At 67.1% G+C, this 12576-nt stretch carries 15 protein-coding genes; 5 read left to right on the top strand and 10 right to left on the bottom strand.

Annotated features, from left to right (window positions below; translation table 11 throughout):
- Positions 1–13: 13 nt before the first annotated feature.
- Positions 14–760, bottom strand: a complete 747-nt coding sequence (locus SLG_RS08830; RefSeq protein ID WP_014076113.1) for a ComF family protein — start codon at positions 758–760, stop codon at positions 14–16.
- Between SLG_RS08830 and SLG_RS08825 the strand changes: the two genes are divergently transcribed.
- The gene (locus tag SLG_RS08825; RefSeq protein WP_014076112.1) at positions 759–1670 is read left to right on the top strand and encodes a class I SAM-dependent methyltransferase; all 912 of its coding nucleotides are present in this window, start codon (positions 759–761) and stop codon (positions 1668–1670) included. The two genes, SLG_RS08830 and SLG_RS08825, sit on opposite strands and share 2 nt — an antisense overlap.
- Before the next feature lies 1 nt (position 1671).
- Here the strand turns inward: SLG_RS08825 and SLG_RS08820 are convergent, their stop codons facing one another.
- Positions 1672–2076 (bottom strand): (deoxy)nucleoside triphosphate pyrophosphohydrolase, encoded by a 405-nt coding sequence (locus tag SLG_RS08820; protein WP_014076111.1) that lies wholly within the window; start codon positions 2074–2076, stop codon positions 1672–1674.
- Positions 2077–2153: 77 nt separating this feature from the next.
- Between SLG_RS08820 and SLG_RS08815 the strand changes: the two genes are divergently transcribed.
- Positions 2154–2324, top strand: a complete 171-nt coding sequence (locus SLG_RS08815) for a Flp family type IVb pilin (protein WP_014076110.1) — start codon at positions 2154–2156, stop codon at positions 2322–2324.
- Positions 2325–2451: 127 nt separating this feature from the next.
- Positions 2452–2616, top strand: a complete 165-nt coding sequence (locus tag SLG_RS08810) for a Flp family type IVb pilin (RefSeq protein WP_014076109.1) — start codon at positions 2452–2454, stop codon at positions 2614–2616.
- Between the two features lie 117 nt (positions 2617–2733).
- On the opposite strand, the gene SLG_RS08805 is transcribed toward SLG_RS08810, so the two are convergent.
- The 5 genes from SLG_RS08805 to SLG_RS21680 all read right to left on the bottom strand — a co-directional run bounded on the left by SLG_RS08805 (position 2734) and on the right by SLG_RS21680 (position 8263).
- Positions 2734–4212 (bottom strand): M48 family metalloprotease, encoded by a 1479-nt coding sequence (locus SLG_RS08805; protein ID WP_014076108.1) that lies wholly within the window; start codon positions 4210–4212, stop codon positions 2734–2736.
- Positions 4213–4361: 149 nt separating this feature from the next.
- Positions 4362–5306, bottom strand: coding sequence for an acetyl-CoA carboxylase carboxyltransferase subunit alpha (locus SLG_RS08800; protein ID WP_014076107.1), 945 nt, complete (start codon positions 5304–5306; stop codon positions 4362–4364).
- A 10-nt stretch (positions 5307–5316) separates the two neighbouring features.
- Positions 5317–6246: a tyrosine-type recombinase/integrase gene (locus tag SLG_RS08795; protein ID WP_014076106.1), complete on the bottom strand. Its 930-nt coding sequence runs from the start codon at positions 6244–6246 to the stop codon at positions 5317–5319.
- Complete coding sequence (locus tag SLG_RS08790) at positions 6246–8081, bottom strand: hypothetical protein (RefSeq protein ID WP_014076105.1); 1836 nt, start codon at positions 8079–8081, stop codon at positions 6246–6248. The genes SLG_RS08795 and SLG_RS08790 overlap by 1 nt, the downstream gene beginning before the upstream one ends.
- Positions 8082–8089: 8 nt before the next feature.
- Positions 8090–8263 carry a hypothetical protein gene (locus tag SLG_RS21680; protein ID WP_014076104.1) on the bottom strand — a complete coding sequence of 58 codons (174 nt, stop codon included), beginning with the start codon at positions 8261–8263 and terminating at the stop codon, positions 8090–8092.
- Between the two features lie 96 nt (positions 8264–8359).
- Here SLG_RS21680 and SLG_RS08785 point away from each other — a divergent pair, with 96 nt between their 5' ends.
- The gene (locus tag SLG_RS08785) at positions 8360–8899 is read left to right on the top strand and encodes a shikimate kinase (protein WP_014076103.1); all 540 of its coding nucleotides are present in this window, start codon (positions 8360–8362) and stop codon (positions 8897–8899) included.
- Positions 8896–9996, top strand: coding sequence for a 3-dehydroquinate synthase (aroB, locus tag SLG_RS08780; protein WP_014076102.1), 1101 nt, complete (start codon positions 8896–8898; stop codon positions 9994–9996). Before SLG_RS08785 ends, aroB begins: the two co-directional genes overlap by 4 nt.
- A gap of 1 nt (position 9997) precedes the next feature.
- Here aroB and SLG_RS08775 read toward each other — a convergent pair whose 3' ends face one another.
- Genes SLG_RS08775 through SLG_RS08765 form a run of 3 tightly spaced genes read right to left on the bottom strand, consistent with a single transcriptional unit; the run spans position 9998 to position 12574 of the window.
- Positions 9998–10336, bottom strand: a complete 339-nt coding sequence (locus SLG_RS08775; protein ID WP_014076101.1) for a DUF423 domain-containing protein — start codon at positions 10334–10336, stop codon at positions 9998–10000.
- Positions 10333–12138, bottom strand: a complete 1806-nt coding sequence (locus tag SLG_RS08770; RefSeq protein WP_014076100.1) for a cation:proton antiporter domain-containing protein — start codon at positions 12136–12138, stop codon at positions 10333–10335. Before SLG_RS08770 ends, SLG_RS08775 begins: the two co-directional genes overlap by 4 nt.
- Positions 12131–12574: a hypothetical protein gene (locus tag SLG_RS08765; RefSeq protein WP_014076099.1), complete on the bottom strand. Its 444-nt coding sequence runs from the start codon at positions 12572–12574 to the stop codon at positions 12131–12133. Before SLG_RS08765 ends, SLG_RS08770 begins: the two co-directional genes overlap by 8 nt.
- Positions 12575–12576: the final 2 nt, after the last annotated feature.

Below are 12576 nucleotides of genomic sequence, written 5' to 3'. Positions count from 1 at the left end.
GCGGACGGGATTGTCAATCGTCCGCCTGCGAGACGCGCGTCCAGCAGAGGATCTCCACCCGGGCCGCTCCATTCCGCTTGAGCAACCGGGCACAGGCCGTCGCCGTCGCCCCCGTCGTCCAGATGTCATCGACCAGAACGACGCGCCGGCCCTCGATCTTCGCCCTGGCGCCGGGCGCCAGCACGAATGCCCCGCTCACGATCCGGCTGCGCTCGCGCCGGGAGAGGGCATGGAGCGGCGGCGTGTTTCTCACCCGGCGCAGCAGATCCAGCTCCAGCGCGATCCCCGTCTCCCGCCGCATATGCCCTGCGATCAGCGCCGCCTGGTTGAAGCCGCGCGACCAGATGCGCCATCGGTGCAAGGGCACCGGGAGAAGCAGCCGGTCGGCCGTTTCGCTATCCTCGAGTAGTCGGGCCATATGCATCGCCATGAACCGGGCCAGGCTGACCCGGCGACCATATTTGAGCCGATGCGCCATGGTCCGCGCGACGTCCCCATAGCGCATCACCGCACGGGCCCGGTCATAAGGCGGGGGCGTGGCGAGACAGGCTCCGCAGGCGATCCCTTCCCCGCTGCCATGCGGGAGATCGCTCCCGCAGATCGTGCACAGCGGCTCCCCGAGAAAATCGATGGTCGACCAGCAGGCGGCGCAAAGCGTTTCCGGTTCGGCCACGATCACGCCGCACGCCGGGCAACGCGGCGGAAGGGCATAGTCCAGCACCGGCCGGACCGCGGACCTCAAAAACGGAAAAACCCCCATGAAACGGCTTGTTCCACGCGTCCGCAGACGGCACAAGCCCGAGATGAACGTTCCTCGCATCTTCGATCCGGCCTTGCGCGCATCGCGGCGCGACCGGGCCGCCGCAACCTTCCAGCGCCACGACTTCCTTTATGCCGCCATGGCGGAGGAGTTGCTGGAGCGCCTGGGCGACGTCTCGCGCAGCTTTTCCCGCGTTCTCGTCATCGGTTGTCCGGACACAAGGCTGCGGGACTATCTGTCGGCAACCGGCTATGGCCAGGTGACCTGTGCGGATCCCGGGGCAGTGTGGGCCGCCCGGGCGCAGGGCGAGCAGGTGAGCGAAGACGCCTTGCCTTATGAGGCGGGTGCCTTCGACCTGATCCTGTGCTGCGGGACGCTGGATACGGTGAACGACTTGCCCGGCGCGCTGATCGCGATGAATCGCGTGCTGGAGCCTGATGGATTGCTGCTGGTGAGCTTCGTCGGCGCGGGTTCGCTCCCCCGGCTCAGGGCGGCGCTGATGGCAGCCGATGGCGACCGGCCGGCGCAGCGCCTTCATCCGCAAGTGGATGTGCGCGCACTGGGCGATCTGCTGGCCCGTGCCGGCTTCGCCATGCCGGTCGCGGATCAGCAGACCCTCAACGTGCGATATGGATCGCTGTTCGGTCTGCTGGGAGACCTACGCGGCATGGGCGCGGCACAGTGCCTCGCTTCGCCTTCCCCGCCGCTCACCCGCGCCGCGCTGGTGCGCGCGGCAGACCATTTCGCGCAGGAAGCCGAGCCCGATGGACGGGTCACCGAGAAATTCGTGATCCTGCACGGGAGCGGCTGGCATCCCAGCGCCACCCAGCCCAAGCCTGCACGACGCGGCAGCGCTACGGTCTCCCTTGCCGATGCCTTGCGCCCCTCAGGGCCCAAGCCGACCGGATGAGTCAGAGCAGAGCATCGAGCATGGCGACGAGCGGCTGGTCGGCGGGCGGCATGTCGAGCGCGAACAACTGCTGCTTGTGAAGCCAGCGGCTGTCGCTCGCTTCCGTTGGCACGACCTGCCCTTTCCACTTGCGGCATACGTAGAGCAGCAGGAGCAGCGGGCGATCCTCGATCATGCCGGTGGCGAAGGTCGCAGGCGCGAGGCAGGCCGTTTCGGTCTCGATCGCGAGTTCCTCGCGCAACTCGCGCACCAGCGCTGCCTCGGGTTGCTCGCCCGGCTCCACTTTTCCTCCCGGAAACTCCCACAATCCGGCCATTGCCTTGCCGGGCGGACGTTGCTGGACAAAAATGCGCGTATTTGAATCCACAAGGGCGGCCGCCACGACGACCAGGGGCTGCTTCGCCATTTGGTTACAGTTCTCTATGAATTATTAACCTCTTCTCCCTTACACATGCACGATCGCCTGTCGCAGAGGAAAAATCGGTGCGCTCGCTTATCCGCAGAATTCTGGTCTCGCAGGACGGCGCGACCGCAGTGGAATATGGCCTCATCATCTCGCTCATCGTGCTTGGGATGATCGGTGCGCTGACCAGCATGGCGACCAAAACCAACAATGTGTGGTCGAATGTCGCCAATCAGGTGAGTAATCGTTAACCATCTATTCTTTACAGTCAGACCTCTACGTTAGGACTTTGGAAACGATCCTGCCGCTAGAAACCTGATGCTGACTGATTTTTTGTTGGCCGGGTGATTGTAGTACTGCAGATCGAGGAGACCTGTCATGAATTTCGTTCGCAAGATGATGAAGAACAACAAGGGCGCGACCGCCATCGAATATGGCCTGATCGCCGCTCTCATCGCCGTCGCCGCTATCGGCGCCATGAGCAGCCTGGGCGGCAGCCTGGAGAATACCTTCAACAAGGTGTCGAACAAGCTCGACGAATAGTCTTTCCGTCGGGGAGTTTCGACGACTCCTTCTCGACAGGCAAGAGGCGGCGGCGCCATGTGCCGCCGCCTTCTTTGCGTTCAGGGGCGCGGCGCGCCGCTACGGCACGTCCATCTCCTAATTGGTGATGATCTTCACGCGCCGCCCGGGCTCGAGCCGGCTGTTAGCCTGCAGTGCGTTGAGCACCAGAAACCGTTCCAGCTTATGATCGCTATAAGTCATGCGGCTGGCGATGCTCTGCGCGGTATCGCCCGCCCGCACGGTCACCAGACGCACCCGGCGTGGCTTCACTGCGCCTGCTTCCGTGTCGCTGAGGCGCGCCACGGAATTGACCAGTGGGGACAGGTTGCCGAGCCCCTGCCCCGCCGGCGTCACCACCACGAAATGATAGGCTGTCGATGGTCCGAACTGATAGGCGACGACGGTGACATCGAGCCGGGATCCTTGCGAATTCGTCATGCTCGCTGCGCCGGATGCGGTCTGCAATCCGTTGATGGTCGTGCGTCTCACCGCGATCGAGGGGCGTTGACCCTGCCCCGCCAGCTGCCCGAACACATTCTGGACATAGGCATCGAGATCGCCGCTGAACGATGTGCCGGTGAATTGCGCCTGGCCCGACTGGCCCACGATGGAGACGGCATTGGTGCCGTTCTGGATGGTGAAGCCGCTCGGTGCCGTGAACTTGAGCTTGAATGCGGGGTGGATGAACTCCCGCCCAGAGACGATGCCTTCCTTCGGATCGTCGTCATAGAGCATGCCGTCGAGATTCTGGAGGAACGTGTCCGCATTGCGCAAGCTGCTCGTGGATCGCGTGGCCTGGGCATTGGTGAGCGCCCGGCGGACGCGCGAAGCAGGGTCCGGGTGCGTGCTGGCCCATTCCGGCACGGTGCTCCCCTGCCCGCCGATCTGCCCGTCGAGCGTGTTCTGCGCGGCGAGCGAGGCCAGCATCGAGGAGAGCGCCTTGGGATCATAGCCCGCGCTTGCCAGATAGCGAATGCCCAGATCGTCCGCTTCATATTCCTGCGAGCGGGAGAATTTGAGCGTGAGCAACTGCGCCCCCGTGCCAATGCCGCGCTGCAGGAGCTGGCCGAGCCCGGAGTCGCCGGCAACAGCGCCCACCAGGACCTGCCCGAGCATACCCAGGATCGAGTTGCGCGCCGCCGCGCTCTGGCGCCTCTGGCTGTGCTGCGCGGCCACATGGCCGACTTCATGCCCCAATACGCCCGCCAGCTCCGCTTCGTCATTCATGAGCGCCATGAGTTGCCGCGTCACATAGACATAGCCGCCGGGGATCGCGAAGGCGTTGTTCACCCGCGAGTTGAGCAGGCTGATGGTGAAATCATTCTGCTGGCTGGAAAGGCTCGACTGGACGGCGATCCGCTTGCCGACGCTGGTCACATAAGCGGCCTGCGGTCCGGTGTAGAGGCCGCCGAATTCGGCTAGAAGCTCCGGATGCGCCTTGGCGCCCTGAGCCTTCTCGTTCTGGCTCATCGAGGTGGCGGTCTGGATCTGGCGCTGGGCAGTGCCGGTCCCTGTGGCCGCGCAACCGGCCACCAGCGCGCCGCCGAGCCAAAGCGTGAGAAACCTGCGACCCATGAGCCTCCCCTCGTCCCGTTTGTGCAAGATCAGTCTGCCTTCCGTGGATTAGTCCGGCTTCCATGGAATGCAAAGCGGTCCACGCGGTTCCGCCTGCCTTGTTCCGGATGGAAGCCGGGTTGCCCCGGACGGGCCGTTTCCGCTGTCGCTCAACCGCCCATGGCGAGGAACTTGTCTGCCCGCTGGCGACGAAGCTGATCGGCCCCAAGGCCATCGAGCGTCCGCAATTCCTCGACGATCGCCTTCTGCAGCGTCTCGATGGCGGCAGCCGGCATGCGATGCGCGCCGCCGACCGGCTCGGGCACGATGCGGTCGATCACGCCGAGCGTGGCGAGGTGCTGCGCGGTGACCTGCATCGCCTGCGCCGCATCCGCGGCCTTGTCCGCCGTGCGCCAGAGAATGGACGCGCATCCTTCCGGCGAGATCACGGAGTAGATGGCATGCTCGAACATCAGCACCCGGTTGGCGGAGGCCAGGGCGACGGCGCCGCCCGATCCGCCTTCTCCCACGATCGCGGCGACCATCGGCACGCCGAGCGCGAGACAGGCTTCCGTCGCGCGGGCGATGGCCTCGGCCTGCCCGCGCTCCTCCGCCTGGACGCCGGGAAAAGCGCCTGACGTATCGACCAGCGTGACCACCGGCAAGCCGAAGCGGTCGGCCAGTTCCATGAGGCGGATCGCCTTGCGGTAGCCTTCCGGCATGCCCATGCCGAAATTGTGCTTCACGCGCGAGGCCGTGTCATTGCCCTTCTCGTGGCCAATGAGCATGACCTTGCGGCCGGCGATGGTCGCGAATCCGCCCTGGATCGCCTTGTCGTCCGCAAAGGCGCGGTCTCCGGCGAGCGGCATGAAATCGCTGCACATCATGGCTGTGAAATCGCGGAAATGTGGGCGCGCCGCGTGGCGGGCGACTTGCGTCTTCTGCCAGGGCGTGAGCTTGGCATAAAGATCCGCCAGCATCGTGGTCGAGCGCTGCTGGAGCTTTTCGATTTCCGCATCGATGTCGATCGCGCCACTGTCGGCTGTTTCGCGCAATTCGTCGATGCGCGCCTGCAGGGCCGCGACCGGCTTCTCAAAGTCGAGATAACTGATCATCGGCAGCGCGCTATACTCCGGGCCGCCTGAGGTCAACGAGCGGATGACGGGCATTGACGAGAGCGACAAGCCGGCCGGCATCGACATGAGTGTAGATCTGCGTGGTTGCGATGTCGGCATGGCCCAGCATCGCCTGCAGCGCGCGCAGGTCCGCACCGCCTTCGAGCAGGTGCGTCGCGAAGGCGTGGCGCAGGACGTGGGGGCTGACCCGGGCGGGATTGATGCCCGCTTCGGCCGCCAGCGCGCGGACGATCTGGAACAGGCGAACGCGGCTGAGATGCCCTTTGCCGGAGGGGAAGAGCCAGGCGCTGTTTTCCGGCAGGTGCGGCCGCCAGTCGGCGATCGCGGCGCGCGCGCGGTCGGATATCGGGACGAGCCGCTCGCGCCCCCCCTTGCCGCGGAGAATCAGGAACGGCCGGTCGACCGCAAGCGCCCGGGCGGGCAGCGAGACCAGTTCGGTGGCGCGTAGGCCCGATCCGTACAGCAGCTCGATCAGGGCAGCGAGGCGCAGGTCGAGCGGATTAACCGGGGTGTGCGCGAGGCGCTCGGCAATGGCGGCAAAGATCGCGTCGACATCGCCATGGCCCAGCACGCGCGGCAAGGCGCGGCGGACGGACGGCCGCGGGAGGCCGCCCGATGGATTGTCGGTCCGCTCCCCTTCCGTCTCGAGAAAAGCGAAGAAACCCCGCAGCGCCGAGGATTTTCGCGCGAGGCTGGAGGGCGCGAGGTCCGCCCAGTCCTCCCCCAGCGTCGCCAGTGCCGCGTCATCCGCGGTCGCCAGATGGCCGAGGCGCGCTGCGGCATCCTCCAGATCGTTGCGATAGGCGAGCAGCGTATTGCGCGCTGCGCCGCGTTCCGCCGCCAGCATGGCGAGGTAGCGGTCGATCATCGTCCTGTCGCGGGGAGCAATGGGACGATCCGCGTCCTCACCCTCAGCCATCAGAGCCGCGCCATCGCCTCGGCGGCAATCATGCGGGCATAGGGATCCAGTCCCACCTGACGGAGCGCCGCGATGATGAAATAGAGCTGCTGGGGCGTCATGGCCTGCCAGTTCTGCCCCTGCATGCCGACAGCGGCCAGAAGCGCCACGGTTCCGCGTTCCCCGCGCTGCGCCGATGCCATGATCGAACGGCTCCAGCGCCGCCGGGGAACGGGATCGATGCCGGCGCCCTGCAACAGGCGGTCGCGGGCATCGACCGGCAGCCGGTCCAGCCCGGCGAGCGCGGCAACGAGGCTGCCACCCAGCAATTCTCCCTCGCCGCTCGTGGCCGAGACGAAGGACTCGATGCGGCCCGCGGACATGTCGAAGGCCGGTGCCGGCAGGCCGGTGGCGAGAAGCGCCCAGGTCCGCTCGCGTGCATGGCCTTCCAGCCGGCCGAGCGCGGCGGCCCAGCGCGCGGCGTTCCGGTCATAGCCGCCGGACAGCATCGCGGCGACAAGCCAGGGTGTATCCTCGCCTGCACCGGCCGTCGGCGGCAATGCGGCGGCAGCGCGTGCGATCACGGGCAGTGCGCCGAAATGAACCTCGCCGGGCCCCGCTGGCCAGCGGTCGGCCGGCTGTAAGCGCCAGAATTCCCGCATCGCGTCGATCCGCCCGCGGATGGAATTCGCGCCATAGGCGTTGCGCAGAAGCTCGGCGCTCTCGCTGCCATCGTCATCCTCGGCGAGCGCCGCATGAAATCCGAGCGTGGTCCTGCCTGAGAATACGCCCAGCCGTGTCGCCACGGCCGTGCCCGGCAGGCGCTGCGCGGGCGTGAGCCCGGGCGCGCGGGCTTCCCACGCGCGGACCTGCGGCCCAACGGTGGCATAGAGCGCGGCGGGGATCTCGACATTCGTCGCCGTCGCGAGCCCGAAGCGCCAGGTGGTGAGGCGATCAACACCATCCCACTCGATTCGCACCGAGCGTCGGCTGTTGGGGCCCGCGCCGACCACCTTCTCGGCGAGCCGGTAATCGATGCCACGCGCAATGCCACGCCGGGATGCCTGGTTGAGCAGCGCGCTTGCCGAGCCTTGGTCGGCCGAAAAGGATGCGCAGATCGCTTGCGCCATGAACCAGCCGGGCTCGTCGCTGAAATCGCGGGCGCGGGGCAGCAGCGGGCAGAAACCGGCGGGATCGGCCGTGGCCAGCTGGGTCTGCATCGCCACGGAATAAAGCCGCCGCGTATACTGGTCCGAATCGACGCCTTGGACGAGCAGGCGGGCATTGTCCGCCTCGCCCATGCGCAGCAGCAGCCAGGCCCGCTCGGCTACCCAGTCGGCTCCGTTGATGTCGCCCGGCGTGTCGATCTGGGAGATCAGGGCGCGGCGAAGCAGGATGCTGGCCCATCGCGACATGAACGGCGCGCGGGTGGCGCGCATGATGCTTGCGAGAGCCTGTCCATGCGTCTGGCCGAATGCCGCGCGGTCCAGTCCGCCAAGCTCGGGCGTGAGCGGCCCGATGACATCGAGCGAGCGCCGGGCCGTCGGCGGCAGGTCGTATTTCTCCGCGATCTCGTCGGCCTGCGCGGCATTCTGGGCCGCATTGTCCGGCGCCTGCATCGCGTTCGCGGCCTGATCGATCGCACTCGTGGCGGACAGCAAGGGAGTCGGCGTGCTCGTCGAGGGAGTCGACGGTGGTGGTGCAGGCTGGTTGCGAGCCGGGGGCGCCGAGGGCGTCGGCGCAGGTTCTCCGAATCCCTCCGGCAACAGCGATTCCGGGCCGCTCTGCGCCAGCACGGGAAGAGCGAGCGCAAGCGCGCTCAGGCCAGCAAGGAGCAGGGGCCGGTTGAACCGCATCCGGCGGCCTATCCTGCCAGATTTTCGGCGGAAACGGGGATCTCGATCTCGCTGACCGGCTGCTCCCCGCCTTTCCACCAGGACAGGGCGAGGAGGAGGATCAGCAGGATGGGCGGAATCCAGACGAGAAGGGACAGAGGATGTCTGCGAGGGCGGTAGGGGTCGCGGCGGCTGAGTTTCATGATGGAATTGCGTGGCCTTGCCGAAATTTCAGGTTCTCGAGACGGCAGATGATCGCCGTTGCCTCAGGCGTGTGCCGCTGTATAGCCGCGCAAATCATGGTGCGAAACGATAAATATGAGGATCGGCGGCCGCAGACCTCTCTCGTCCTCGTAGGACTGATGGGCGTGGGCAAGTCGACCATCGGCCGTCGGCTGGCCGCGCGCCTTGGGCTGCCCTTCGTCGATGCGGACGATGAAATCGAACGCGCCGCCGGAATGAGCATCCAGGAAATCTTCGACACCTTCGGCGAAGCGCAGTTCCGCGACGGCGAGCGGCGCGTGATCGCGCGGCTGATCGATGGCACGCCCAAGGTGATCGCGACCGGGGGCGGCGCGTTCGTCAACGAGGACACGCGCAGGCTCATCCTGGAAAAGGCCGTCGCGATCTGGCTCGATGCCAATATCGACATTCTGGTCGAGCGCGTCTCTCGCCGCGATGGCCGGCCGCTGCTCCGGAACCGCAACGCCCGCGAAGTGCTCACCCAGCTGGCGGATGAGCGGCGCCCCTTCTATTCCCAGGCGCCGATCCGCGTGATGAGCTCGGATTCGCCGCATGACGCGACCATAGACAAGATCATGAAGGCGATCGGCCAATGAGCATCGTTCCCGTTTCCCTCGGCGCGCGCAGCTATGATGTGCGCATAGAGAGCGGCCTGCTGGATCGCGCCGGCGAGGCCCTGGCGCCTTATGCCACGGGCCGCCCGTTCCTCGTCGTCACCGACACGAATGTCGCTGCCGCGCAATGGCCCCGCCTTGCCGCCGCGCTGGAAAGCGCCGGGCTGCGCGCCGAGCTGGTGACGCTGCCGGCCGGCGAAGCCACCAAGGACTGGAGGCATCTGGAAAGCCTGACGGACCGGATGATCGCGCACGGGATCGAGCGGGCGGACCATGTCCTGGCCTTTGGCGGCGGTGTGATCGGCGATCTCGTCGGCTTCGCGGCGGCGATTCTGAAGCGCGGCTGCCACTTCATCCAGATCCCGACGACGCTGCTCGCTCAGGTCGACAGTTCCGTGGGCGGCAAGACCGCGATTAACAGCCGCGCGGGCAAGAACCTGATCGGCGCGTTCCACCAGCCCTCGCTGGTGCTGATCGATCCGGCCACGCTGGATACGCTCGGGCGGCGCGACGTCGCGGCAGGCTATGCCGAAGTGGTGAAATATGGCCTGATTGACGATGCCGACTTTTTCGCCTGGTGCGAGGCCAATGGCGCTGCCCTGCTGGCGGGCGATCCGGATGCGCGCAGCCATGCCATCGCCAAGAGCGTCGCCGCCAAGGCCGCTATCGTCGCGGAAGACGAGCGCGAAACCACTGGCCGACGCGCTCTCCTCAATCTCGGGCATACCTTCGGCCATGCGCTGGAAGCCGAGACCGGCTTTTCCGACAGGCTGCTCCATGGGGAAGGCGTCGCGGCCGGCATGGCCCTTGCCTTTGCCTATTCGGCGCGGCGGGGCGAGTGCCCGCCCGAGGATGCCGCGCGCGTCAGGGATCATCTGCGCGCCATGGGCCTGCCCGCCTCGCTTGCCGATGCCAGCATCGATGCCTCCGGCGCCACGCTCGTCGCGCATATGCTTCATGACAAGAAGATGAGCGCAGGCACCCTGCCCTTCCTGCTCGCGCGCGGCATCGGTCAGACCTGGCTGGCGAAGGATGTCGATCTCGCGGACGTCTCCGCCTTTCTCGACGAGAGCCGCTGACTCAGCGGCGCGGCCGCGCGAAAAGCCAGCCGGCCCACAGCCAGCCCAGGATCATCATGACGCCCCCGATGGGCGTGATCGCGCCGAACCAGCGCGGCGCGCCAAGCGCCATGGCGTACAATGTGACAGCGAACAGCACGCTGCCGCCGAGCAGCAACGCGGCAGGCGCGCGCAGGTCTGCCCGGCTCCCCAGCGCAACAACGGCCACGGCATGGACGAGCTGGTACAGGCCGCCCGTGCGCAACCATTCCGCCGCCTGCTCGCTGCCGGCAGCATGCGCGCCAAAGGCTGCTGCCGCGATGGCAATGGCCGCGCTGAGCGCTGCAAGAACCACAATCATGCCTCGTCTCCCACTGTCGCCTTGTGCGGCAGGACCATGGTCCGCCCGGGCCGGTAAAGCAGATCCTTGGTCGCCAGCAATCCCGACGCGAGCTGCACGTCCAGTCGCTTGAGGTCATTGTCGCGATACTGCCGCTCGATCTCGTCGATCTGCTCGGGCGAAAGGCCCAGCTCCTTGAGGGCGAACCTGCCCATGGTCACGGCGGATTCGAACACTTCCCGGACCACGGCAGCGGGCGAGAGGCTGGCGAAGTCGAGAAGCTGCTGGCGATCATGCGCGCGCACCAGCACGGCCGCCTGCGGAAAGGCCTCCATCGCTTCGTGGACCATGGCAGGCGTCAGGCGGCGATCATCGAGCGCGAAGATCAGCAGGCTGGCCTCCTCCGCGCCAGCCCGCCGCAGAAGATCGATGCTGGTGCCGTCGCCATAATAGACCTTGATGTCGAACTGGCGGGATTGCTCGATCTGGGCTGGCTTGCGGTCGATGAGCGTGACCTTGCAGCCCTGGCCCATCAGCATCTGGGCCACGGTCTGGCCGAAACGGCCATAGCCGATGATGATTGCCCCGCCGCGCACCTGCCCGTCCGGCCCGTCGAGCGCCGCCGTCTCGTCGTCCTTCGCCGAGAATTCGAGCCGGCGCGCAAGCATGAGCAGCAGCGGCGTGGTCATCATCGAGACGGTGACGATCGCGCTGAACATGCTCGCGGCTTCCGGCGCGATCAGCAGCGCGTTCTGCGCATGGGCAAACAGCACGAAGCCGAACTCGCCACCCTGGCTCAGCAGCAGGCCGAGCGCCAGCGCCTGCCCGCTTGGCATGCCGAACAGCCGGCCCAGCCCGGCGATGAGCCCGATTTTCACGGCCACCAGCGCGAGCGCCATGCCCAGGATGAACAGCGGTTCCCGGAGGATGACCGCCACGTCCAGCACCATGCCGACCGCAACGAAGAACAGGCCGAGCAGGATCATGCGGAACGGTTCGACGTCCGACTCGATCTCGTGCCGATAGGGCGAGTCCGCCAGCATCACGCCCGCAATGAAGGCGCCGAGCGCCGGCGAGAGGTGCAGGGCGTGCATCAGCGAGGCGGACGCCAGCACCGCGAACAGCCCGACCGCGACGAACAGCTCCCGCTCCCCGAAACGGCCGACGAGACGCAGCAGAGGCTGGAGCAGGAAGCGCCCGGCCAGGACGAGGCCGACGATCGCGCCCAGCGTATAGAGCGCCAACATCCAGTTGGGGGGCGCGGCGGGATCGGTCGGCGCCCGGGAAAGCGAGGCGATGATGGTGATCATGGGCACGATCGCCAGGTCCTGCAGCAGCAGGATGGAGAAGGCCTTCTCGCCGAACGGGGAGTTGATCCGCCCGCTCTCCTTGAGACTGGGCAACACCTGCGCGGTCGAGGAGAGCGCGAGCGGCAGCCCGAGGGCAATCGCGGCGCCGAGTGTGAAGCCGGTCGTCAGGAAGATCAGCGCGACCAGCACGACACCGCACGTCACCACCTGCAGCACGCCCAGCCCGAAGATATCTCGTCTCAGCCGCCAGAGACGCGCGGGATTGAGCTCCAGGCCGACCAGGAACAGCAGCAGCACGATGCCGATCTCGGCGATGGCGAGCTTGCTTTCGCCCCCGCCCACCAGGCCGAGCCCATAGGGTCCCACCAGCGCGCCGGCCACCAGATAGCCGAGCGTGGCGCCGAGCCCGAAACGACGGAACAGGATGACGAAGGCCAAAGCGACGCTGAGCAGGATGACACCTTCGCTCAGCAGCAATTCCGTCACGGTCGGGACCGTGCCGGCGTCATCCACCGGCCGATGCCCGTACCAGCGCCTGTTCCATGGCGGCTTCCGCCGCTTCGAAGGCGAGGCGCATGGAGGGATGCCGCGCCGGGTAATCGCGCCCCGCCGCCAGCAGGTCGAGCGACGGCCAGTCGGGCAGGCTGTCGCTTTCCCGAGAAAGATAGGCGCGCCAGCCCTGGCTCGCAGCCGCGATCCGCGCTTTGTCCGCGCCGATCGCGCCGATCGCGAAGATGGCTGCGGCCGCCTGTCCGAGCGCGCAGGCCTTGGCGTCGAGCCCGATCGCCTCGATGGTGCCTGCCGCATCCAGGCGCAGCGTCACGCTCATGCGGCTGCCGCAGGTGGGGGAGCGCCGTTCGTCGGCGCCATCGGCGTCACCCAGCGGCGGGAAGGACGCCACGTCCGCCGCCATGCGCAGGACGTCAATGCTGTAAAGGCTGGCGCTCATCG

This window comes from Sphingobium sp. SYK-6 (assembly GCF_000283515.1).
GTDB lineage: Bacteria > Pseudomonadota > Alphaproteobacteria > Sphingomonadales > Sphingomonadaceae > Sphingobium > Sphingobium lignivorans.
Note: the sequence above shows the minus strand (reverse complement) of the source record. Positions and strands in the feature narration are given on the sequence as shown.